Here is a 24,850-nt window from a genome sequence, read left to right on the forward strand (position 1 = left end):
AACAATGAATCTGAAATCATTCATAAACAATAAATATACACTGGTTGGATCGATTGTTTTCTATCTGACCGGTGTATATCTCACGAGTCGGTTCGCAACATATCTCCCTTGCGAAGGGAGTCCCGGAATCTTGTTTCCGAGTGCCGAAAGATGGCTTTCCTCCTCCCTATCGAACCATTCGGTCAACAGCATCCTCATTCTATCCGGGGGTATTCTGCTGTTGCGTATCAACAACCTTTTCTCTCTTATTCAGAAACACACATTGCTTCCATTCCTATTTTTTCTGTTGTTGGAAGTCTGTTCCCCGTCCCTTTCGCTCTTATGCAACGGAAACATAATGGCTGTGGTTCTAACGACGATTTTGTTTTCTTTTTTCTCGGCTTATCAGCAAGAAAGGGCACAACCGGCATTTCTAATGATGGGAATCATCTCCCTATGTACCCTGTTCTGTCCCGAATTTGCTTATTACATACCCCTGTTCATCATCGGATTCGCGCAAATAAGGTATTTCACGCTGAAATCCCTGTTAGGAGCATTCATCGGATTCGCCACCCCGTTCTGGATATTGATCGGAATAGGAATCATGCCTTTCTCAGGATTGTCTGCATTGATTCCCGATTTTACGTTTCATATACCCGAAACACTCCCCTTTAACGACCCGCAATTCTGGACAATCGTTTTAACTGCGCTTTTAGGACTTTTCTCCGGTACGACGACACTATATACCACATTCAACGAGAAACGCCAAACAAGAGCTTATAACGGCTTTATAAACCTATTGTCGGTCTACTCCGCCATACTTCTGATTATAGATTATAGAAACTATACCCTCTATCTGCCTGTCCTAAATATGGCAGTTGCCATGCAAGCCGCATTTTTCTTCACGAACAATACGAAAAAATACGGAGTAGTGTTGTTCTATCTCATATTAACCCTTTACACAGGATTGTTCGTATGGAATTTATTGCCGGTCTGAGCGAGTGGGGATACTTCGGTCTTTTCATAGCGGCGTTTCTGGCCGGAAGCATAATTCCGTTCAGTTCCGAAGCCGTGCTGGGACTTCTTTTAATAGCCGGATACGATTCTTGGGGCTGTGTATTCTCTGCCACTTTGGGAAACTGGTTGGGAGGTGTCACTTGTTACTATATAGGCTACTTGGGAAAAACAGAGTGGATACACACCTATCTGAAAATACCGGAAGAAAAACTCTCGAAAATGCAACGCTTTCTGAAAGGGAAAGGCTCTCTTTTCGGATTCTTCGTCTTTATTCCGGTTATCGGCGACATCATGATCGTGGCTCTCGGACTACTCAGAGCCAATCCTCTCGGCACGTTACTCTCCATGATGGTAGGAAAATTCTCCCGGTACTACTTGGTGGTAATCGGTATCAACTATCTGAAAGAGTGGTTTCCCAATCTTTTTTAATCCTTAACCCAGTATTTATCGTCTTTCAATAATCTATCGACAGCCTTGCGAATAGATCGAAAAGCAAATTTTTCGGGTTCGATTTCTTCTCGCCGCAACCAGAAACATTCGGCAACATCGTCATGCGCTTTCAAATCGCTCATATCTTCATCGCTTCGGCAGAGAAAAAACAAATCCATCGTGTGTACGTCAAAACCCGAATAACGATAGACATTCGGGAAAGAACACAAATACTTCATCTGCTTCGGTTTCCAACCTATCTCTTCCGACAATTCCCGAACGACAGCCTCCTCTACCGTTTCTCCACATTCTGTAAACCCACCCGGTAAATCCAGCATGCCTTTGGACGGATCGAACGCCCTGCGACAAACTAAAATTCTCGATTGCCTATCCATAACGAATGCCGCTACCGATGCTTTTGGATTAAGATAATACACAAAGCCACAATCCTCGCAACGTTTGGAAGAAGCATCGTTCTCTTGGAAACGACGAGAACCGCAACGAGGGCAATATTCGAATAATCGAAGAGGATGCATATACTTTAATTAATTGACAACTAAAATTTTAGTAACTACTCCCGATTGTTTCGACGAACCACCGGAAGACGCGAAAACAAGATACACGCCGGTTTTCACCCGATTACCGCTACGATCCCTGCCGTCCCACGATATTTGTCCGCCATTGGAATAGCCTTGAAAAAACAAGTTACCCGCCGTATCGGTAATCTTCACCAAACTATTCTCCATCAATCCTGTCACCGATATCCAACCTTCATAATCGGGTCTCACCGGATTGGGAAAAGCGTATACATTACTATAATCGTCGGACGATTGTACAGCATCGGACCGATAAGCAGCCAAGCCGCTGGTCGTTCCTATATAAGCCACACCCGTTACCGGATCGACGATTACTTCGGTTACATGATTCGAAGGCAGTTTACTGTTCTCTGCCGTAAAGTGGTTCAAAATCTCCGACCCGTCGGCACTTACCAAATACAATCCCGATTCTCGGGTTCCTATCCACTTACGATTGGCGCCATCTACGAATATGTCGGTAATATTGATATTCTGTAATAAATAATCGGCATTATCCGTCCCGTCGTTACGGGCTATTTTTATTCGAGTACAACGGAAACTGTCGCTAAAAACATGGTCTGGATTCGTAATCACGATAGGCCCGGACGAAGTTCCTATCCATATCTGACCGTTGTTATCCTCTTCTATGCAGGTGTAATAATTCGGAGTAAACGTTTTATTATCCTGATCCATAAACGAAACTATATTTTTCGTCCTGTCATCGGCTATCGTATTATATGTGCCCTTATCGTCAAAAGCGAATATAGAACCGGGCCAATCCCCATAAACGACCCATTTTGCCGTAGAATGATTCGGTATAAGCAGTTTGGCATATTTATTATTCTTTATTTCCGAATAACCGAATCGATACCAATCGCTCGCTTTCAATTCATCTGTATCGATAGATTGCTTGGCCTTAGGCAACATACTTACGCCCACATCGCCCGCATGTGCTATCCAAAGATTACCATCTCTATCAAAAACAATATTAGGCACAGCCATAGCCCAACCCTTAGAGAGCGGCGAATTCAACGACGTATAATGTCCTACACATTCTGTCCCCGAAATCTTATATATGCCTTCGAACCAAGTTCCTATATAAAAGGTGTTGGAATCATCGGGATCGAATGCCATATTATAACTCGAATATATTCTATTCCCTGTTTTACCATTTTCCAACGGCACTTCTCCCACATCGATTACAGACCAGTTTCCCTGATCCAATACGCTTATTTTTGTTTGCACGTACTGATCTTCGGTTCCTCTACGGGGACCCGAATTACTTACATAAAGTTTATGATCGTTAATAACGAGATTCCACGGGTCTGCCACATTCGATACATTGGGCAAAAACGGTTCCTTCAACATAACGAATTGATTATTCCCCATACTGAAATGACACAAACCGCTTTCTCCCAAAGCCCATATAGACATATCTTTTTCGTATGAAGAAGTCAACACATTCACCAAATAATCCGATTGATTTTGAAAATTGAAAATACCATCGAACTGTATAGCTCCATTCACTATATCCGGTTTACAGAAAGCGACATAAACATATCCTCTCAAAACAAACCCGTCATAATATTTATCTACATTCATCACTCCCATATTCAAGGTTCCCAATAGAGACAACCCGTTATTTATATCGAGGAAATGAAGATTGCCGCCCTTAGAATAAAACAAATATTTATCGTTGAAAGGCATAAGCGCATAAATAGTCGTTCCCGGTACATCGTCCAATAAAACCCACTTGGCGATATCGTACTTGATGGCATCGCTATTTATATAATAAAGACCATCATCGGCAACAAAAAACCAATACTTGTCGCAAACCCCTATCAGACTGATTTTTTTTCCGTAATTATAAGATTCGCTCACTTCATTTTTCTTATCGTTCAAAACAACGATACCAAAGTCGGTAGCCAAATAAATTCTATCACCGTAAAATTTTACATCGTTGATACCTTTTGCCGTAGTCAATATGGCATTCTTAATATCCGGTATATTAAACACTTTTCCATTATCGTGCAAAATATCTACGTTGGAGTTGGCATATACGATAACCAGATACTTTTTATCGTAATTATAATAAATATTAGCTATATCTATATCGTTCAATATATTGTTCTTACTGTAAGATTCCATCTCTTCCGTCTCCTTATCGAAACCAAAAAGACTTCTACCCGACACATAGTAAACCCTTTGAGGCGTATCTATGACCTTTACAGGAGTTCCTGTCGAAGTATAAATCTGCCAATCGCCCACGGCCAATTGAGCATAGGTCGCAACCGTAAACGACAATATAACGAAACCTATTAAACCCGATATTCTTTTCAACATATCAAACGATTATAGTGTATTAAAAAAATCCGATAACTTTTTTACCGCTCGTGCCCTATGGCTTATCTTGTTTTTTTCCTCTTCTCCCATCTCGGCAAATGTTTCTTCATATCCTTCCGGCACAAAAACCGAATCATAACCGAATCCCGACGAACCTCGGCGTTCACGGATTATCTTTCCGGATATTTCTCCGTAAAAAACATGCTCCTCGCTACCTGTTACCAAAGCTATACATGTAACAAAACTCGCTTTTCTGTTTTCTGCATCTCGAAGATTAGCCAATAATTTATCTATATTCTTCTCAGAATCGGAAGGTTCACCCGCATAACGGGCTGAATATACACCCGGTTCCCCGTTCAACGCCTCCACTTGCAGTCCCGTGTCGTCGGCAAAGCAATCGTATTCGTATTTATTCTTAACATACCGGGCTTTCAACAAAGCATTACCTTCGAAAGTATCGGCCGTTTCGGGTATATCGTCATGACAACCGATATCATTCAAACCGAGTATCTCTATCTTGTCACCGATAATCGCCGATATCTCTTCCAATTTATGTCTATTATTCGTGGCAAAAACCAGTTTCATAATATTAAATAATTATTTTTGTAAAAAATCCGAACAAACAAAATGAAATCTTATTCAAAATTTCAAAATTACCTTTCTCTACTCATGTTTATAACGATAAATATCTTGTTTTATTTTAAATACTTATCGAAGATATCTATCGCATGCGGAGCTATTACGAGCGTATTATATATACTTTTCATCATTTTCTTGTTCAAATACAAACCGACTTTCGGTCGCAAACTTGTCAATGTCGGTATAATCACTTTTATAATAGCTACTTCATCACTTCTTTTCTTTATTCCCAAAGAAATATTCACGGCCGACAGATGGATTATTATCGATCTTTTTTGGGACTCCGTTTCAAACGGTCTGTACCCTTATGCCGAAAAAACTTCTATCGGCAACTATCCGGGGGCAATGCCGTTCTATTTTCTTCTCTGCTATCCATTTTATTGCATACGAGAAATAGGATTCATAACCGTTATTTCCATTGCTTTGCTGGCATTCCATTTCAAACGTAAATCTGTTCAAAGTTATAGTTTATTTTTTATACTTTCGATTTCTTCTTTATGTATCTACTGGGAAATTTTTTCAAGAAGTACCATACTCATCAACGCCGTACTGTTCACCCTCTTTCTCCTTTATCTCGAACGATTCCGCACATTTTCCACCCGACAACTGATATGGAGCGCTGTCATAGGAGGGTTGCTGTTCTCTATTCGCAACGTGTTCGTGCTGCCGCTCATCGTATGGGGATTGTATCAACTCTTTCAAGAAAAAACATCTCCGAAGAAAATATTCCTGTGGGGCTTTGTTTTCCTATTGTCCTTCGCGATTACTTTCGTTCCTTTCATCTGGCTATATCCCGATGAGTTTTGGGAGATCAATCCGTTCTCCACACAATCATCTTTGGTATCTTTTCACTTCATAGTGCTCTTCGTACTGATAGCGATCGCAGGAAGTTTCTTTTGCAGAAACTACAACGACGTTAGATTTTTCAGCGTTCTGCTGTTATTCGGTATCGTGACAATCCATTTTATAGAAGCGGTTTGCCAATACAGTTTTACACAAGCTCTATTCCAATCGAAAGCAGATATATCTTATTACATTTTCTGCATACCCTATTTGTTGCAAATACTCGCCGATACAGATTATAAAAGACTTATGAATCCGCAAACATGAATACGGGAAAAAGGATATTGTGGATAGACTATGCCAAATCGATATGTATTTATTTGGTTCTGTTGGGGCATGCTCATGCTTCCCAACCTGTCACCGACTTTATCTATACTTTTCACATGCCTCTTTTCTTCTTTCTGTCCGGTTGTCTTTTTTCATTCGAGAAACACCCCAACTTTAAAGAGTTTGCCATAAAACGATTCAAAGGGCTCATGGTTCCCTATCTTTGGATAAACCTCATCACCTATCTGTTCTGGTTATTTGCAGGTCGTAATTTCGGCGAAGATGCGACAATATCCACTACTTGGTATTCCCCCATAATAGGCATTCTTTTAGGATATAGTAAACAGATGATACACAATACACCCATGTGGTTTTTCATTTGTCTCTATTTCTTGGAAATATTTTACTACCTCCTATTCAAACCGTTACAAAAGAAAAGCAAATCGATAAAGATTTCGGTATTGATCGTTATCGCCGTCATAGGATACATAAATTATGCTTACAATCCATACACATTACCCTTTTGCTTGGGAACCGCCATAGTAGGAATGGTTCTCTACGGAATAGGCAATTTAATCGTACACAACATACAAATAATAAAAATAAAATTACTCCATATAATACTCGTTTTCCTGACAATGGGAATTGTTATTTTCATAGCTCATGAAAACGGATATATAATAATGGCCACAAATAATTATAACAACTATATACTGTTTTTCATAGGAAGTTTCGCCGGTATATGTATGATAAATCTGTCGAGCAATTTTCTATCCTTAAAACCTGTTTTTCAAAATATCATAATCTATATATCCAAAAATACACTCATTATCAACAGTTTTCATTTGCTTACGTTCTCTTTCTTAAAAGGAATCATGGTATTTATCTTTCACATACCGGTAGAAACCTTATACGGCAAAATAGTTCCTAATATAGTTTTCGCTTTGGTGAGTCTTTTTTCGTGCCTACCTATCGCCTATATCATTAACAAACATTTCCCCTTTATAATAGGGAAAAAAAGAAGTCCCGAAGGGTAGATTTATGCTTTTATTTTGTCGAAACCTTCTCCATAAACTCCCACAACATTGGATTGGGAAATAAAAGCTTTCGGGTCTATGGACTTTATCAAGCGAAATATTTTAACCGACTCATTTCTTTTAGTCAATATCATCAATACTTTTTTGGGTTGTTTGGAATACCAGCCCATGCCGTCGATAACTGTCACGCCGCGACGTATATCGTTATTGACATGAGTAGCTATCTCTTCGTATTTATCCGACAGAACCAAAATTTGTACCGACTGACGTTTGCCATTGATAAGCATGTCCATCGTATAACTCATTACCCCCATCACTACATATCCGAAAATCATTTTTTCCACACTATGGAACAGAACGTAAGAGCAGGCAATAATTAAAAAATCGATGTACATCATCATTTTGGCAAACGAAATATTCTTGTATTTGTTTACGATAGCCGCTATAATATCGGTTCCTCCCGTACTTCCATTAGACACGAATACCAATCCAATACCCGAACCGCACAGAATACCGCCTATTATAGCCGACATAAAAGGTTGTTCGTCTACCAAAGCATCTTTTATGAACAAAGGAAGAATAGACAAGAATGAAGAACATACGATTACGCTGAAAATAGTTCGTATGCAGAATTGAAGACCCAACACCTTGATGGCAGCCAACAACAATAATACATTGATAACAAAATAGGATACCGATATAGGTATACCCGTACCGTAGTATATCAAGGCCGATATACCTGTTACACCTCCTGTCGTTATTTCGTTCGGTATCAGAAAACCTACCCAACCCAAAGCATACAACAGTAACCCGAATATGATAATCAAATAGTCTTTTATCGAATACCAGACACTATTAAAAGGCAAACGCATAATATGTAAAATATAAAATCCATGTTCGCTATGAATTTACGAACATGGATAAAGTTTATTAAATAACTATATTGACTATTTTATTAGGTACTACGATTATCTTCTTAGGTGTTTTTCCTTCGAGCCACCGCACCGAAGATTCATGATTAAGTACCATTTTCTCTATTTCTTCACGGGGAGTATCTGCCGGAATTTCCAAATTGTAACGTGCTTTTCCATTAAAAGAAATAGCATAAGTCACTACATCTTCTTTCAAATATTCCTCTTTCCATTCGGGCCACCGGGCATCGCATACAGTAGAATCGTAGCCCAATTCGTGCCACAACTCTTCACTGATATGAGGAGCGAAAGGAGCCAACAATATAATTACCTTTTCAAGTATTTGTTTGTTGTGCGATTTAAGAGAAGTCAACTCATTCACGCATATCATAAAAGCGCTTATAGAAGTATTATACGAGAAATTCTCTACGTCCCACGATATTTTTTTTATCAGTTTATGCAAAGACTTCAATTCCTCTTTTGTAGGCTCTTGATCTGTTACAATCCAATTATCACCTTGATAAAACAGATTCCACAACTTTTTCAGAAAACGATGTACGCCGTCTATTCCGTTCGTATCCCACGGTTTGCTTTGTTCGATGGGACCGAGGAACATTTCGTACAAACGTAAAGTATCGGCTCCGTATTTTTCTACGATATCGTCGGGATTTACCACATTGAACATCGATTTGGACATTTTCTCTACCGCCCAACCGCATACATATCTGCCGTCATCTTCCAAAATAAACTCGGCCGAACTAAACTCAGGGCGCCAGTTTTTAAATGCTTCTATATCGAGTACATCATTACTTACGATATTCACATCGACATGAATGGGAGTAGTATCGTAATCTTTCTTTTTATTCAAAGATACGAAAGTATTCGTATCTTTAATACGATATACAAAATTAGAACGCCCCTGTATCATACCTTGATTTATCAGTTTCTTGAAAGGTTCGTCTTCACAAACCACTCCTTTATCGAAAAGGAACTTATTCCAGAAACGACTATAAATAAGATGACCGGTAGCATGTTCGGTTCCCCCTATATAGAGGTCTACATTACGCCAATACTCATCGCTTTTCTTCGATACCAGAGCTTTGTCGTTGTGCGGGTCCATATATCGCAAATAATAAGCCGAAGAACCTGCGAATCCCGGCATGGTACACAACTCCAACGGATAATGCTCTTCTGTTTCCCAGTTCTTAGCACGACCTAATGGAGGCTCACCTGTTTCGGTCGGTAGGAATTTATCCACTTCGGGAAGTTCCAAAGGTAGTTTACTTTCGTCAAGCATATAAGGCATACCCTCTTTATAGTAAACAGGAAAGGGTTCACCCCAATAACGCTGACGACTGAATATAGCATCGCGCAAACGATAGTTTACTTTTACCCTGCCTATACCCTTTTCCTTAATAAACTTTTTCGTGGCGGCAATGGCTTCCTTCACCTCCATACCGTTCAAATCCAATCCATTACCACAAGAATTTATCATTTTACCTTCTTTGGCATCGAAACTTTCCTCCGAAACATCGCACCCTTCTATCAGCGGTATGATGGGCAAGTCGAAATGTTTGGCGAAAGCGTAGTCCCGACTATCGTGTGCAGGTACGGCCATGATAGCTCCTGTCCCGTATCCGGCCAAGACATAATCGCTTATATAGATAGGTATATGTTTATTGTTCAACGGATTGACAGCGTATGCACCAGTAAACACACCGGTAACGCTCTTGTCCATAAGTCGCTCACGCTCGGTACGATGTTTTATGCTGTCCAAATATTTGTTTACAGCTTCCTGTTGATCGGGGGTGACTACTTGTTTTACATAATCGCTTTCGGGAGCCAATACCATAAAAGTAACCCCGAAAACCGTATCGGCACGCGTCGTAAATATGGTAAACTCCACATCGGAATCCACCACCTTAAACTGCATTTCGGCTCCCTCGGAACGACCTATCCAGTTCTTTTGGGTCTCTTTAAGAGAATCTGTCCAATCTATTTTATCCAGACCTTCCAACAAACGCTGAGCGTATGCCGATACCCGTAGACACCACTGACGCATCACTTTCTGTTCCACCGGATATCCCCCTCGTATGGAAACGCCCTCGCTCACCTCGTCGTTGGCAAGCACGGTTCCCAATTGCGGACACCAGTTTACCATCGTATCGCCCAAATAGGCAATGCGGTAATTCATCAATATTTCCTGTTGTTCTTTCTCCGATTTACCATTCCATTCTTCGGACGTAAAAGAAAGTTCTTCGCTACAAGCTGCATTCACACCTTCCGTACCTGTCGTTTCGAAAGTCTTTACAAGCTCTTCTATGGGACGAGCTTGTTGTTTGTCGTTGCAATAATAACTATTGAACATTTGTATGAACGCCCACTGAGTCCATTTATAATATTCGGGATCGCAAGTACGTATTTCGCGGCTCCAATCATAACAAAAGCCTATCTTGTCCAATTGCTCGCGATAACGATTTATGTTCTTTTCGGTCGTTATGGCCGGGTGTTGTCCCGTCTGTATGGCATACTGCTCGGCAGGAAGACCGTATGCATCATACCCCATAGGGTGAAGAACGTTAAACCCCTTCAATCTTTTATATCTGGAATAAATATCGGAAGCTATATATCCCAACGGGTGACCTACATGCAGACCTGCTCCCGAAGGATAGGGAAACATATCCAGTACGTAATATTTGGGTTTACTCTCATCTTCTTTTACTTGATAAATATGATGATCTTTCCAATACTTTTGCCACTTCTTTTCTATCTCTTTGAAATTATATTCCATGATAAACAATTATGAATGAAATTATTATTCTCTTTTTTAAATTCCCAATGAAGCCGATATGTCGAGCATACGCTGTATAGGTTCGATAGCTTTTTCGGCTATCTCTTTATCCACTATCATCTCGGGCAACTCGTATTTAAGCGTGTTATACAATTTTTTCATCGTATTCAATCGCATGAAATTACACTCGTTACAAGCACATGTACTATCGTTGGGAGGCGCAGGTATAAACTCTTTGTCGGGATTGTTTTTCTTCATTTCATGCAATATACCCGACTCGGTAGCTACTATGAAACGCTTGCAGTCCGATTGTGTCGCAAAGCGCAAAAGAGCAGCCGTGGAACCTACCTTGTCAGCTACTAACAATATATCTCTTTTACATTCCGGGTGAGCCAGTATCAACGCATCGGGATACTGTTTTTTCAAATCTACTATTTTTTCCAATGAAAATTGGGAATGCACGTGGCAAGCTCCGTCCCATAATAGCATATCACGTCCTGTGATACTGTTTATATAGTTACCCAAATTTTTATCGGGTCCGAATATGATCTTCTCGTCGGCAGGGAAACTCTCTACGATTTGACGGGCATTCGACGAAGTGACTACCACATCGGTATAAGCCTTTACCGCCGCAGATGTATTTACATAAGATATGACTTTATAGCCGGGGTGAGCTTTTACGAATTCGGCAAAAGTATCGGCCGGACAACTGTCTGCCAAAGAACACCCGGCATTCATGTCGGGTATCAGTACTTTCTTGTCGGGACAAATAATTTTGGCGGTCTCGCCCATAAAATGAACACCGCAAAGCACCAATATGGAAGCATCTGTTTTCGCAGCCCATTGAGCCAATGCCAAAGAATCTCCCACATAATCGGCTATATCCTGTAAATCTCCCGATTGGTAGTAATGAGCGAGAACGACAGCATTTTTCTCCCGCTTCATTCTCTCTATCTCGGACACTAAGTCTATCCCTTCGGGAACAGGCATATCCACATAACCTTTGGAGATATCTACATCGAACATATAATATATTCTTTTTATTTTTTAATTTTAAAATCTTTATTGTTGATGATAATAGACTGTTGATAGTAATGATAACTTCTTGTTAAAATACTTGTTATTTAAAGTTTCAACTGACTATGAAAATATATTCTTACTTTATCAACGTTTTTATCTTTTCTATATGAGCTCTTTATCTTCTTTATCAACTATCTGTTTACAATATGCAAAGTTAATAACTTTATTCTATTTGCATGATTGATAAATAGATATTTTAGGTGGATATATGAACTAAAAACTCGATGAGTTATTATTTGCTTTATTGACATGCAGTGCTGTATAGATATATGATTTTTAAAAGCAATATTTTTATCACTTTTTTGTGCAAGTATTTTATAACGATTTATACACATTTAATAACAACTTATGCACATAGCGTTGTGTCCGTGGGGTAGATAGGAGGTTGTTGTATATAGACGGGTGTAATTTTATATTTACCGAAAATGTGAGAATCGTCTGTACTTCGACATGGCTCTATATGATTGTTTTTGCGCTCGGCTTATACTATCTTTGTACAAAATGGAAATTAGACTCTTATAAAGATTATCGTTTATGAAGAAAAAGAGTGTATTGGATTTGAAAAGAATTTCACAAGAAGAGTTCAAACGGGTTGAAAAAATATCGCTGACCGTTATTTTGGATAATGTGAGGAGTCTCAATAATATAGGTTCTGTATTTCGCACGGCCGATGCTTTCAGAGTGGAGTGTATTTATTTGTGTGGAATAACGGCTACACCGCCTCATACCGATATTCATAAGACAGCTTTGGGAGCCGAGGACAGCGTCGACTGGGTTTATTTTCAAGACACTTACGAGGCTGTTGATAACTTGTTGGCAGCCGGATATGAGGTATATGCCATAGAACAAGTAGAAGGCAGTATAAGTCTGACAGACATAAAATTGGATAAGAATAAAAAATATGCCGTCGTGTTGGGTAATGAAGTGAAAGGTGTACAGCAGTCGGTGGTCGATAAATGTACGGGAAGTATAGAAATACCTCAATTCGGTACTAAACATTCATTGAATGTGTCGGTAACGGCGGGACTGGTAATTTGGGATTTCTTTAAACAGTTAGGAATATAACTTTGTAAAAAAAATAACTTATTAAAATTAAGTGCTTTATAAATAAAAAATATGTTTTAGAATCGATATACTATAAAGAACCTTGTTCCACTAATATACAGATTCTTTCTATTATTTTATCTTCGCCTTCCGGATCCCAATCGGTTTTAAGGGAAGCTCCGAATATTTTTCCGAAAAATTGCCAGAAGTTGGCTCTGAAACTGCCCAAGAATGCTTTGATTAGTTCGTACGAAGATTGGTTACATTCCCGGTTAATAAGTTTGATGAGCATTTTACCCTGCGACAAGGTAAACTTTTTCAATACCGGTTTATATTGTTGAAAAACTTCTTTTTCCATTTTCTTCATGTGTTCTTCTCGAGCTTTGTCGTCGGGAAGAGTTTCCATATATTCATAGGTTTCAATGAGTATGGAGTAGATGAGTTTGGCATAGGGTAGGGTCTTTTTCACATCGCGCACGGTCTTCCAGTAAAATTTTTCCTGTTTTTTGTCTTTGAATTTTTCGGGAGGAAATACATGAAACGTACGTAATTCTATTACCAATACGGTATCGTTGTCTATGACAGCATGATAAAAATGTTTATATGCCGGGTGTGATTCCTGTACAATTTGGGATTTTGTACGGGGAATAAACAGGAAAAGAAAAAGAAACAATATGAATATGGTTCTCTTCATAGGGTACAAATGTAAATCTTTCGATATTCATAAGCGCTACGTTTTTGCAATAATTATATTATTCACATGTGTTTATATCTATTGTGGATAAATTGTCGATATACTGTTTATTTATAAGTGTATAATATTATAAATAATTGGTTAATAGTATATTATAATTTGTTTATAACTATAAGACCTTATCAGTTGAAATCTCGTTGATAACTTGTTTATAGTCTATAAATAGCTAACTGTTCGTTCTTATATCGTTTTTGAGTTGATAATCTGTTTATATGAATGTGGATAGAATAGTTATTATTCTGAAAATAAATTAATTATAGTTATAAACACAATGTTTATAATAGATAATGATATGAAGAATTGAGTAAGATTTCCATTGAATATGGAGCAATAATTTGTAAACTTTGTTTTTATGGAATAAGGAATATAATTCGACATAGGTAGATTCAGAAATGAGATTTACGTTTGCCTCTGCTCCCGGCTTTCATTATATTTGTAACTGTAAAAAGGTAAAATTATGCAGACAGTATTGTTTCACGAAATCATATTCGGTCCCATACACAGTCGTCGGTTGGGAATATCGCTGGGTGTCAACCTGCTCCCGGTGGACGGTAAGTTGTGTTCATTCGATTGTGTGTATTGCGAATGCGGTTATAATGCGCAAGGAGTGGGGAAGAGCGGATTGCCTTCGTCCGATAGAGTAGAGGAGGAGTTAAAATCTCGTTTACAATCCATGCACGAGGCAGGGGAAAAGCTCGATGTGATAACTTTTGCCGGGAACGGAGAACCTACTCTACACCCTGAATTCGAGAAAATCATAGATACTACGCTTTATCTTCGGGATCACTATTATCCCGAAGCCAAGATAAGTGTACTATCCAACGCTACCCGCATTCACGACGAATCGGTGTTCAGGGCATTGAATAGGGTAGATAATAATATACTTAAACTCGATTCGCTTCGTCCCGAAACAGTCGTGTTGATAGATAATCCGAACGATCCGCATTTCGATGTGAATAAGGTAGTGGATAATTTAAAACGTTTTTCGGGTAATGTCATTATCCAAACAATGTTTTTGCGAGGGTGGCACGACGGCAAGCGTATTGACAATACGGTCGAGGAGGAGCTGAAACCGTGGTTGGAGACTTTACAGCGCATTTCTCCTCGTTCGGTAATGGTTTATACCATCGATAGGAAAACGCCGGAGGAATCGCTCGAAAAAGTGTCTCGTGAGGAGTTGGAACAGATAGCCGACAGAGCGAGAGCGTTGGGCTTCGAAGTTTCCGTGTCGGCTTGATGGAAATAGGGTTGTACCATGTAATATGAAAAATCCCGTTGTAGATTCTTTACAACGGGATTTTTTCTAAAATGAAGATCGGCTTATTCCACAACTATTTTTTTACTTTGTGTGGATTGTGCATTACGAACTTTCACTATATAAATTCCTCGGGTTGCATCGATGGTTTTTTCTTGATAAATATTACCTTCCCAAACTAATGCACCGCTCGTCGAATAGACTTGGACATGGGCATTTTCGGCATTTACTCTTATAATTCCCGGAGTGCTCCATATCTTCATTCCCGAATTTTCTATCTCGGTTATGCTTGAACCTTCGTCGAAAGCAGCCGTTACGACCGAGGCCATTTTGACTACAAATTCTCCATTGGTGACGCTTACGCCATTTACCCAAACATTTTTCAGATAGAAACCTTCATCGGGATTACCTTTTACGGTAACTGTCGTATTTTTTATTACTTTACTACCCGAATTAACGATTTCGTTGTCGCTGTTCCGCAATTCCAAAGTTCCGTTTTCGGTAGGCTCGATAGTTATATAAGCTTCGTTACAACCGCTGCCATCTCCATCGACAGAAACTTTCCAACCTTTTTTGGTAGCCATAGAGGTTTCGCTACCTTCCGCTTCGTTGGGGTTGTTGATTCCTGCGATAAACATATTTACATTGGTGGGTGTCGTTGAACATTTGGGTAGATTGTAATACAAGTCGTTCAAAGCGCAGGCGGACATTCCGTTACCGGAACATTCGAGATAGTTGAGTTTCGTGTTATTACTCAGGTCGAGAGAAGTCAATTGATTTCCGTCGCAGAACAGGCGTTCGAGCAATGTATTTTTCGATAGATCGAGAGTGGTAAGTTTATTGTTCGAACAGATGAGTTTTACCAACTTCGTATTATGGGTGACATCGAGGGCTGTAAGACCGGTGTAGGAACATTGAAGTTCTTCCAGATCGGTTAACATACTGGCATCGATAGATTTTAGTTGCTCGTTGTTCTGCACGTCTAGTAATAGTAGTTTTGTATTCGAGGAAACAGTCAGCGATGTCAGTTCGTTATTTTTAACAACAGCCTCTTCCAATTCGGTATTGTTAGACAAATCGAGGGAACCGAGTTCGCAGTTATAGCAAGAGAGTGAGAACAATGCTTTGTTGTTGGACAAATCGAGAGTTCCGATACTGTTGTAGGAACAGTTGAGTTTGCCCAATGCAGTATTCTTCGATAGATCGAGAGCGGTGATACCGGTCCAATAACAATCGAGTGTAGCGAGAATGGCGTTATGAGATACATCGAGAGATTTCAAATCATTTTCCGAACAATCGAAATAGTCGATCAGTCCGTTGATACGAACGGTCGTACCTTTTGAATTACCGTCGATACGGGTAATAGATTCGTTGTCGATAGTCATAGTCTGCCATTCTCCGTTACCCCAATCTATTTCTACTTCTGTTTCGGGGTCTATGCCGCTTATGCCGAATGAAAGCGAAGCATTGCTTTCTACTCCCATTTCTATGTAATTGTTAGAGGCGGTAGGAACGAATACAGCCGATACGGTGACATTTTCGGTAGTTGCGAATATGGAACCGTTTATGCGTTCTCCATTTATTTGGTAGTAACGCACCTGATAATTTTCAATGGGAGTCGCAGTTATGTATACCGGTACGCCGGCTTCCAAAGTATTGTTTTCTATCGGATGCAATTCGTGGGAAACAAGATCCGGTTGAAATAATGAAATGGTTCCGAATTCCGAAGTTTCGATCGTTGCCGTTACATCTTTACATACGGCACTGCCGTCGCCTGTTACGTCTACTGTCCATTTTGATTCGGTAGCAATACTTGTAGAAGAAGTTTCGGCATTGCTTCCTTCTAGGAATAAATTCACATACGGACTTGCACTTTCGAGACCGGAAAGAGTCTGGTACATAAAATTGAGGCTGCAAGGGGTCATTCTTGGGTTATTGCGAATATCGATCGTATTTAATCCCTGATTATAATAGAAATCAAGGAATGAGAATAAATTGTTTTGCCCCCAGAATTTTTGAAGGTGGAGATTTTTGCTAAGGTCTATCTCTTCCAACTGATTATCACTGCATTTCAACGATTTCAGACGTGGCATGTTGGAGACTGTAATTTTTTTCAATAGGTTGCCATCGCAAGACAGGTTAGTGATATTGATGTTTGCCGTTAAATCCAGATTGCTTATTTGGTTGTTGGAACATACCAAGTCCATCAATTCGGTATTGGCGAATACATTCAATTCGGTCAGGGCGTTATCGTCGCAGTAGAGTTTTTCCAAAGCAGTATTTTTCGATACGTCTAAGTTCGAAATATGGTTTTTACGAATATCGAGTTTGCTCAATTTCGTTAAATTCGATACATTTATGTCCATCAGAGCATTTCCTTCCAAGTTGATGTAACGCAAATTGGGACAACCCGAAAAATCGATACTGCTTATGTCATTATTATAGGCAGTTATATTTTCCAATTCACTTCCTTCGCTGGGCAAGATGATGGTTGTAATACCTCCTTTATCGTCTGGATCCGATGTGTTGCTTTTGTCGTGTCGGCAGTCGAGTGTTGTTAATTTTTTATGAGCCGATAGATTGAGGAATAGCAGCTTGGGATTGTTGTAACAGTTTAGAGTTTCCAAATTCAAAGCCCCTGAAATATCGAGGTTGGTACGCTCTATTTCGTTTTTATAGCAATCCAGTAAAGTCAAATCAGGTTCATCGATAATGGTGACCGAAGTTACATGGGCATCGGAACAATCGAATGTCTGCATGGGAGAAAATATTCGGATTGTGTCGCCCACTTGGGTTCCGTTCACGCTTTTGTTCCACATTCCATCTACGGTATATTCTTTTTTGGTTCCGTCTCCCCAATCGACGATTACTTTACCGTCGGATGCTACCGGCTTGGGGTAAAAAGTAAAATCACTACCGAGTTCCAGCGATGTAGTAAGTTTTATTTCGCTTTGTACTTCCGAGAACCCGAGTACGATACATAGAGAAATTAGAAAACTTGTAATTTTTTTCATACGCTTTGTTTTGTTTTTATGTTTTGTGTTGTATATTTCTTTCAGATCGAAGATTAATATTACAAAAATGAAAAAAATATATGTACATAGCAGCATAGAAAGCGTTGCTATTTAAAAATAAATACACTTTGATTATCAGCGAGTTATTTATTGAAACGTTGCAATTTAACGTTTTGAAAGATTTTCTTCTCCTAAAATGACGATACCCAATCCCTGAGAGAGAAAGTTTTGAGGAATTTTTTTTCGGATGCGTGTCCGTTGGGAACGTATGGTTTCGCTGCTGATACCCCGACAAGCTGCACACTCTTTCGTCGAAAAACCGAGTTGCAACAATGCACATAGAAAAGCGTCGTTGTCGGTTAGCGGTACTATGCTCGAAACTTGTTGCAAATAGGTATCGAACTCTTTCAATATAGCCGTCTGAAACGATTTCTGCTCGTTATAACTCAACGATTCTTTATCGGAGTTTATCTTTTTGTATAAATCGGTATAGATATTGCTTTCTTTGAAATGTTTGCTACATGTTTCTCCTGCTTTTCTGATAATATCTATAATTTGTAATTCCCGGTTTTCGTTTTCTTGGGCGCGGGCTTCTTGTCTTTCCCATTTGTGGGCGAAGATTCGTTCGTTGCGGAGTTTCAGATGTTTCCGATAAATGAAGAATACCACGATCGATAACAGCAGAACGACGATTATGCTAACGGTTATCGATACAATGAGCCGTATATGACTTTGCTCTTTCAGGTCGGAAGTTATCCGTATTTGCTCTTGTCGATCTATCTGGTGAGAAACGGCCATGTTTTCGATCGAATCGGACAGGCGATAAGCCTCCTGTAAATAACGATATTTCATGGAGTCTGTTATACCCGACTTTTCGGGTAGATCGGCCAGCTTGAAATAGGCCGAGGCCTTTACCGATTTTTCTTCGCTGTGGCTGGCTTGTTCGAGATAAAACAAAGCCGAATCGTATTGCATTTGCATGGCGAATAATTGTCCCCGTACGGCATAGTTGCGCAATCGTTTTACTTCGTCGTTGGTCAACGACAACGCTTTCGCATTACATTCCAATGCCGATTTTATATCGTTTTTCAATTTATAGGCGCTTGTCAGATTATTATAGACCGAGGAACGTTCTTCCCGATTTTTTATTTCAGGGAAAAATCCGAGCGGTTTTTCGAAATAGTAAAGGGCGCTGTCACGGTCTTTATAGAGAAAATGGTATTTCCCTATGCCCCGATAGGCGTGGGAAAGATTGCTCTTGTCCTCCAATTCTTTCGAAACATATAGAGCTTGTTGGTAGGCGCTTCGAGCGGTTTCGTAAATGTTGTGTTCCAGAAGAAGGTCCCCGAGTTGATTGTATATTTTACTCTTTAACTCGTTGTCGTTCGATTCGTCGAGTCGTTTTAATGCTTTATGATAGAAAATGACGGCTGAGTCGGGCATGTAACGCTTTTCCATCTCCACACCGTTTTGATAGAGGATTTCAGCTTTTTCGGTGTCACGATGGTTACATGAGCCGAGTAATATCGATAATAATAATATAGTGTATATAAAACCCCATTTCATGACCGATAGAAAATAGAATAGCTCCCAAAGATACGAAAAGGTGAGAGCAGAGACAAACGGAAAACCTGTTTCCGGTTTGGCTACGCCGAACCGCATCTTATCTTCGTAGTGACAAAGATAGAAATAATTCGCTATTTGGGAAATACAATCTTTCAGTCATCTTGATGACGACATGCCGCAGCTTCCGGGTAGGGGCATAAAAAAACTATCCCGGAAACCCGGGATAGTTTTCAAGATATGAACTTAGTATTTTTAGTCTTTCAGTTTAGCGCAAATGAACTCGCGGTTCAAACGGGCGATATTCGTCAACGAAATGTTTTTAGGACATTCGGCGGCACAAGCACCGGTGTTGGTACAGTTACCGAATCCCAATTCGTCCATCTTGGCAACCATAGCACGAGCGCGTTCGGCAGCCTCTACGCGGCCTTGCGGCAGCAGAGCGAATTGGCTTACCTTAGCCGAAACGAACAACATGGCCGAACCGTTTTTACAAGCTGCTACGCAAGCTCCGCAACCGATACAAGTAGCCGAGTCCATAGCCTCGTCGGCATCGATTTTAGAGATAGGAATTGCGTTGGCATCTTGTGCACCGCCCGTGTTTACCGAGATATATCCTCCGGCTTGCTGTATTTTGTCGAATGCACGACGGTCTACCATCAAGTCGCGAATAACGGGGAACCCGGCCGAACGCCACGGTTCTACGGTGATTACGTCTCCGTCGTTGAATTTACGCATGTGCAATTGGCAAGTGGTAACGCTGGTGTCGGGCCCGTGGGGGTGTCCGTTGATATAGAGCGAACACATACCGCAAATACCTTCGCGGCAATCGTGGTCGAATACTACAGGCTCTTTGCCTTCGTTAATCAGTTGCTCGTTGAGCAAGTCGAGCATTTCGAGGAAAGAGCTGTCGGTAGATACACCATTAAGTTTATATTCCTCAAATCTACCTTTTTCTTTGGGACCTTTCTGGCGCCAAACTTTGAGTGTTATATTTATTGTTTTTTCCATAACTTTATCGTGTTATACCGGAATTAAAACGGCGATTAAACAAATTATTTCTTGTAGTTACGTTGTTGAACTTTGATAGCTTCGTATTTCAGTTCTTCTTTCAATAATTCGGGCTTTTTGTCTTCGCCTTGATATTTCCAGCAGCTTACATACATAAAGTGTTCATCGTCACGTTTTGCTTCTCCTTCTTCTGTTTGATATTCTTCACGGAAGTGTCCGCCGCAAGATTCTTCGCGGTTGAGAGCATCGAGGGCCATCAATTTGCCTATTTCGAGGAAGTCTTCCACGCGCAAAGCCTTTTCGAGCTCTACGTTCAGTGTATTGGCTTCGCCGGGAATACGCACGTTGGTGTAGAATTCTTTCTTCACCTCTTCGATTTTTTCGAGGGCAGTTTCCAATCCGGCTTTGTTACGTCCCATGCCCACATAGTCTACCATGATACGTCCCAACTCTTTGTGTATGGAGTCTACCGAACGTTTCCCCTTGATATTCATCAAACGGGCGATACGAGCTTTTACCGCTTTTTCGGCTTCTACAAATTCGGGCAGATCGGTCGAGAAACGGGGAACTTGGATTTGGTCGGACAAATAGTTTTGAATCGTATAGGGAAGTACGAAATAACCGTCGGCAAGACCTTGCATCAAAGCCGAAGCACCCAAACGGTTGGCTCCGTGGTCCGAGAAGTTGGCTTCGCCGATAGCGAACAGACCGGGAATGGAAGTCATCAATTCGTAGTCCACCCAGATACCACCCATCGTGTAGTGCGATGCGGGATAAATCATCATAGGAGTCTCATACGGATTATCATCGACGATTTTTTCATACATCTGGAAGAGGTTTCCGTAACGGCTGGCTACGGCTTCTTTTCCTTTTATTTGGATAGCGGCTTGTTCTCCGCCCAAACTTTCGATCACGTGGTGGTCGAGACCTTGTATAGCTTGTTTACCCAAGCGTTCGATACTTTCCTTGAAATCGAGGTAAACGGCATAACCCGTAGCTCCTACGCCATAACCGGCATCGCAACGTTCTTTGGCTGCGCGAGAAGCTACGTCGCGAGGAACAAGGTTACCGAAGGCCGGATAACGACGTTCCAAGTAGTAGTCGCGATCTTCTTCTTTGATATCGGTCGGTTTCAATTTGCCGGCACGGATAGCTTCGGCATCTTCTTTTTTCTTCGGAACCCAGATACGGCCGTCGTTACGCAGCGACTCCGACATCAAAGTCAGTTTCGATTGGAACTCGCCGTGTGCAGGAATACAAGTGGGGTGAATCTGAGCGTAAGCCGGGTTGGCGAAATAAGCGCCTTTATGATAACATTGAACGGCTACCGAGCCATTCGATGCCATAGCGTTGGTCGAAAGGAAATAAACGTTTCCGTATCCGCCGGTAGCGATAACGACAGCGTGTGCCGCGAATCTTTCAATCTCTCCGGTAACCAGATTACGGGCGATGATACCGCGCGCACGACCGTCGATAATCACGAGGTCGAGCATCTCGTAACGTGTAAATTGTTTTACCGTACCTTTTTTCACCTGACGGTTGAGCGATGCATATGCACCTAACAACAGCTGTTGTCCGGTCTGGCCTTTGGCATAGAATGTACGAGATACCTGAGCACCACCGAAAGAACGGTTAGCCAATTGACCCCCATATTCGCGGGCAAAGGGAACGCCTTGTGCCACGCATTGGTCTATGATGTTGTTCGATACTTCGGCCAGACGGTAAACGTTGGCTTCGCGGGCACGATAGTCGCCACCTTTGATGGTGTCGTAGAATAAACGATATACCGAGTCTCCGTCGTTTTGATAGTTTTTGGCGGCATTGATACCTCCCTGAGCGGCGATAGAGTGGGCGCGACGAGGTGAATCTTGAATGCAGAAGTTCAATACATTGAAACCCAACTCGCCGAGAGTGGCGGCAGCAGAGCCACCGGCAAGCCCCGTACCTACGACGATAATGTCAAGACGGCGTTTGTTGGCCGGGTTCACCAATTTTTGGTGAGCTTTATAATTGGTCCACTTTTCGGCCAATGGGCCTTCGGGTATTTTAGAATCTATGGTAGACATAACAATTGTTTTTCTGTGAATAAATAGTTTGGTTTATTAAAGGGTGCAAGTTCCGCAACCGGTCAGGCTCATCACATAGAAAGAGATGGCAACGGCGGCAAAGCCCAAGCAGATGATTGTTGCGAAAATGTTGGAGATACATTTCCAACGATTGAACCATACGTGGTTGTTGATACCGATGGTTTGCATGGCACTCCAAAATCCATGAGTGAGATGGAACCACAAAGCAACGAACCAAATGAGATAAATAACTACATAGATCGGGCAACCGAATGTTTCGCGGATCAAGGCGATTCCGTCGTGAGGATTTACTTCGGGCAAATGACCGACGATTTCGTTGAGCTGCATTTTGTACCAAAAGTTGAAGAGGTGCAAAACCAATCCCAACAAAACGATGATACCCAAAACGAGCATGTTTTGAGATGCCCATTCTACGGTTTGCGGGCGAGTGTTCACCAAATAACGGTCGTTACCGCGCGCCTTCCGGTTTTGCAAGGTCAACCAAAATGCGTAGACAATGTGAAGAACGGCTCCGGCAGCGAGAATGACAGTTCCTGCCAAAGCATACCAGTTGGCTCCCAAAAATTGGCAAACGGCATTGTAGCCGGCAGGGCTGATTAACGCCACTAAGTTCATACACATGTGAAACGTTAGAAATAGGACGAGAAAGAGTCCGGTAATACTCATGACTACTTTTCGTCCTATGGACGAGTTACTTAACCACATAGGATTTGAATTTAAGTTATTATTTGTTGTAAATGAAATTTATGCAAATTTACACCATGCAAAATTAAATGAAGTATGCGGAATAAACAAGCTAATAAGGAAATATTTCTTTAATGTATAGTCTGTTGCCGGGGAAGTTCCCGAATGCTTAAAGAAAGTAAATCGTGTGTTTTTTCTTAAAATATATCTATCTTTGCAATAAGCGCGAAAATAGGCTACACTCGGCTTGATCGGACAAACTCGCCGTTGTTTTCGTTTTGCGTCGTTTTTTTACAATTATCAATAAAAATAAATATGAAGAACAGTAATTTTTTCTTATTGGCCGTTACGGCTGCAACGGTTGTGTCTTGTGGTACGCATCCGTCTTCTTACACGATTAACGGAACGGTTTCCGATACAACGTTGAACGGAAATAAAGTTTATTTGACCGATATGGCATCCCGTAATGTATTGGATAGCGCGGTGATTGCCAATGGTAAGTTTACATTTACCGGTAAAGCGGATACCGCATTGATTTGCCAGATACAATCACGTCCGTATCGTATGGAGTTGGTTCTTGAAAACGGCGATATCGCTGTTGAAATGGGAGAGACCGATAAACGTTTGGGTACTCCTCTGAACGATAGTTTCGCTTTGTTTATGTCCGATATGGATTCTTTGCAGAATACGATTATCGCCAAACAACAGGAAATTATGCAGAAAGGATTGTCAGAAGAAGAGCTTCGCGAGGCTTGGCAAGACTTCCAAACGAATACTATTATGCCCGAATTTAACCGAGTAATGTCCGAGAATTTCGATAGAAATAAAGATAATGCCGTAGGTGCATGGGCTATTGCCAACTGGAATTTGGAACCGGCTCAATTCGATTCCGTGCTCAATCTCGCCGGCGAAACTTTGAAGGCCAATCCGCTTATAAAAATGATGATTCAGCAACAGGAGATATTGAAAAAGACGGCCGAAGGCGCTATGTTTACCGATTTCACGATCGAGCAACCGGACGGCAGCAAGGTTTCGCTTTCTGATTATGTAGGAAAAGGAAAATATGTTTTGGTAGACTTCTGGGCATCTTGGTGTGGTCCTTGTCGAGCCGAAATTCCTAATATCAAGGAGTTGTACGATAAATATCATAGTAAAGGACTCGATGTCTTGGGCGTAGCCGTTTGGGATAAAGTAGAAGATACTCAAAAAGCTATAAAGGAACTGGGAATCGTTTGGCCTCAGATTATTAATGCACAGCAGATTCCTACCGAATTATACGGTATTCAAGGAATCCCTCACATCATTTTGTTTGCTCCCGACGGTACGATTGTCGCTCGCGATTTGCGCGAAGAGGCAATGAAGGAAAAGGTGGCAGAAGTTATGAAGAAATAATAGATTTCCTATCGTAAGGGTTAAAGGAGTGGCGATTGCCACTCCTTTTTTTGTGTGTTTGTGTTTCATTTCTTTTTCTTTTATGTTTCATTTTTGATTCAAATAGAAAATTATAGAATTTAGAAAGAAAGTAAA

Annotated in this window: 19 protein-coding genes; 7 read left to right on the top strand and 12 right to left on the bottom strand. The window is 40.8% G+C overall.

All coding sequences use genetic code 11. The features are described 5' to 3' along the window. The first annotated feature begins 4 nt into the window (after positions 1-4). Positions 5-976, top strand: coding sequence for a hypothetical protein (locus HMPREF9448_RS12820; protein WP_008863003.1), 972 nt, complete (start codon positions 5-7; stop codon positions 974-976). Beyond that, positions 955-1,425 carry a YqaA family protein gene (locus HMPREF9448_RS12825; RefSeq protein ID WP_008863004.1) on the top strand — a complete coding sequence of 157 codons (471 nt, stop codon included), beginning with the start codon at positions 955-957 and terminating at the stop codon, positions 1,423-1,425. The genes HMPREF9448_RS12820 and HMPREF9448_RS12825 overlap by 22 nt, the downstream gene beginning before the upstream one ends. On the opposite strand, the gene HMPREF9448_RS12830 is transcribed toward HMPREF9448_RS12825, so the two are convergent. From HMPREF9448_RS12830 to HMPREF9448_RS12840, 3 genes are read right to left on the bottom strand one after another with little or no spacing between them, the layout of a single operon-like run. Continuing rightward, a complete protein-coding gene (locus HMPREF9448_RS12830; protein WP_008863005.1) occupies positions 1,422-1,961 on the bottom strand; it encodes an NUDIX hydrolase in 540 nt (179 codons plus the stop codon). The two genes, HMPREF9448_RS12825 and HMPREF9448_RS12830, sit on opposite strands and share 4 nt — an antisense overlap. A gap of 9 nt (positions 1,962-1,970) precedes the next feature. After that, positions 1,971-4,343 carry a type IX secretion system anionic LPS delivery protein PorZ gene (porZ, locus tag HMPREF9448_RS12835; protein WP_008863006.1) on the bottom strand — a complete coding sequence of 791 codons (2,373 nt, stop codon included), beginning with the start codon at positions 4,341-4,343 and terminating at the stop codon, positions 1,971-1,973. A 9-nt stretch (positions 4,344-4,352) separates the two neighbouring features. Further along, positions 4,353-4,928 carry a non-canonical purine NTP diphosphatase gene (locus tag HMPREF9448_RS12840; RefSeq protein ID WP_008863007.1) on the bottom strand — a complete coding sequence of 192 codons (576 nt, stop codon included), beginning with the start codon at positions 4,926-4,928 and terminating at the stop codon, positions 4,353-4,355. A gap of 42 nt (positions 4,929-4,970) precedes the next feature. Between HMPREF9448_RS12840 and HMPREF9448_RS12845 the strand changes: the two genes are divergently transcribed. Then, on the top strand, positions 4,971-6,092 hold the full coding sequence (locus HMPREF9448_RS12845) for a hypothetical protein (protein WP_008863008.1): 1,122 nt from the start codon (positions 4,971-4,973) through the stop codon (positions 6,090-6,092). Beyond that, positions 6,089-7,129, top strand: a complete 1,041-nt coding sequence (locus tag HMPREF9448_RS12850; RefSeq protein ID WP_008863009.1) for an acyltransferase family protein — start codon at positions 6,089-6,091, stop codon at positions 7,127-7,129. The genes HMPREF9448_RS12845 and HMPREF9448_RS12850 overlap by 4 nt, the downstream gene beginning before the upstream one ends. Positions 7,130-7,131: 2 nt before the next feature. Here the strand turns inward: HMPREF9448_RS12850 and HMPREF9448_RS12855 are convergent, their stop codons facing one another. The 3 genes from HMPREF9448_RS12855 to nadA are packed head-to-tail and all read right to left on the bottom strand — an operon-like array spanning position 7,132 to position 11,857. Next, positions 7,132-8,001 (bottom strand): YitT family protein, encoded by an 870-nt coding sequence (locus HMPREF9448_RS12855; RefSeq protein WP_008863010.1) that lies wholly within the window; start codon positions 7,999-8,001, stop codon positions 7,132-7,134. A gap of 58 nt (positions 8,002-8,059) precedes the next feature. Next, positions 8,060-10,831: a leucine--tRNA ligase gene (gene leuS / locus HMPREF9448_RS12860; RefSeq protein ID WP_008863011.1), complete on the bottom strand. Its 2,772-nt coding sequence runs from the start codon at positions 10,829-10,831 to the stop codon at positions 8,060-8,062. Between the two features lie 36 nt (positions 10,832-10,867). Further along, positions 10,868-11,857: a quinolinate synthase NadA gene (nadA, locus tag HMPREF9448_RS12865; protein ID WP_008863012.1), complete on the bottom strand. Its 990-nt coding sequence runs from the start codon at positions 11,855-11,857 to the stop codon at positions 10,868-10,870. Positions 11,858-12,445: 588 nt separating this feature from the next. Here nadA and HMPREF9448_RS12870 point away from each other — a divergent pair. Beyond that, entirely contained in the window at positions 12,446-12,976 is a 531-nt protein-coding gene (locus tag HMPREF9448_RS12870) for an RNA methyltransferase (protein ID WP_008863013.1), read from the top strand. Positions 12,977-13,046: 70 nt separating this feature from the next. Here the strand turns inward: HMPREF9448_RS12870 and HMPREF9448_RS12875 are convergent, their stop codons facing one another. Beyond that, on the bottom strand, positions 13,047-13,649 hold the full coding sequence (locus HMPREF9448_RS12875) for a DUF4294 domain-containing protein (RefSeq protein WP_008863014.1): 603 nt from the start codon (positions 13,647-13,649) through the stop codon (positions 13,047-13,049). A 517-nt stretch (positions 13,650-14,166) separates the two neighbouring features. Between HMPREF9448_RS12875 and HMPREF9448_RS12880 the strand changes: the two genes are divergently transcribed. Next, positions 14,167-14,946: a radical SAM protein gene (locus tag HMPREF9448_RS12880; protein WP_008863015.1), complete on the top strand. Its 780-nt coding sequence runs from the start codon at positions 14,167-14,169 to the stop codon at positions 14,944-14,946. Positions 14,947-15,029: 83 nt separating this feature from the next. Here the strand turns inward: HMPREF9448_RS12880 and HMPREF9448_RS12885 are convergent, their stop codons facing one another. The 5 genes from HMPREF9448_RS12885 to HMPREF9448_RS12905 form a co-directional block, all read right to left on the bottom strand. Beyond that, positions 15,030-17,978, bottom strand: a complete 2,949-nt coding sequence (locus HMPREF9448_RS12885) for a T9SS type A sorting domain-containing protein (protein WP_157260384.1) — start codon at positions 17,976-17,978, stop codon at positions 15,030-15,032. A gap of 165 nt (positions 17,979-18,143) precedes the next feature. Further along, positions 18,144-19,436: a tetratricopeptide repeat protein gene (locus tag HMPREF9448_RS12890; protein ID WP_157260385.1), complete on the bottom strand. Its 1,293-nt coding sequence runs from the start codon at positions 19,434-19,436 to the stop codon at positions 18,144-18,146. 360 nt (positions 19,437-19,796) lie between these two features. After that, positions 19,797-20,552, bottom strand: coding sequence for a succinate dehydrogenase/fumarate reductase iron-sulfur subunit (locus HMPREF9448_RS12895; RefSeq protein ID WP_008863018.1), 756 nt, complete (start codon positions 20,550-20,552; stop codon positions 19,797-19,799). A 44-nt stretch (positions 20,553-20,596) separates the two neighbouring features. Beyond that, positions 20,597-22,618 (bottom strand): fumarate reductase/succinate dehydrogenase flavoprotein subunit, encoded by a 2,022-nt coding sequence (locus HMPREF9448_RS12900; protein ID WP_008863019.1) that lies wholly within the window; start codon positions 22,616-22,618, stop codon positions 20,597-20,599. A 36-nt stretch (positions 22,619-22,654) separates the two neighbouring features. Beyond that, positions 22,655-23,344 (bottom strand): succinate dehydrogenase/fumarate reductase cytochrome b subunit, encoded by a 690-nt coding sequence (locus tag HMPREF9448_RS12905; protein WP_008863020.1) that lies wholly within the window; start codon positions 23,342-23,344, stop codon positions 22,655-22,657. A gap of 294 nt (positions 23,345-23,638) precedes the next feature. On the opposite strand from HMPREF9448_RS12905, the gene HMPREF9448_RS12910 reads away from it, so the two are divergent. Further along, a complete protein-coding gene (locus tag HMPREF9448_RS12910) occupies positions 23,639-24,715 on the top strand; it encodes a TlpA disulfide reductase family protein (RefSeq protein ID WP_008863021.1) in 1,077 nt (358 codons plus the stop codon). Positions 24,716-24,850 lie beyond the last annotated feature (135 nt).

It is taken from the genome of Barnesiella intestinihominis YIT 11860, assembly GCF_000296465.1.
GTDB lineage: Bacteria > Bacteroidota > Bacteroidia > Bacteroidales > Barnesiellaceae > Barnesiella > Barnesiella intestinihominis.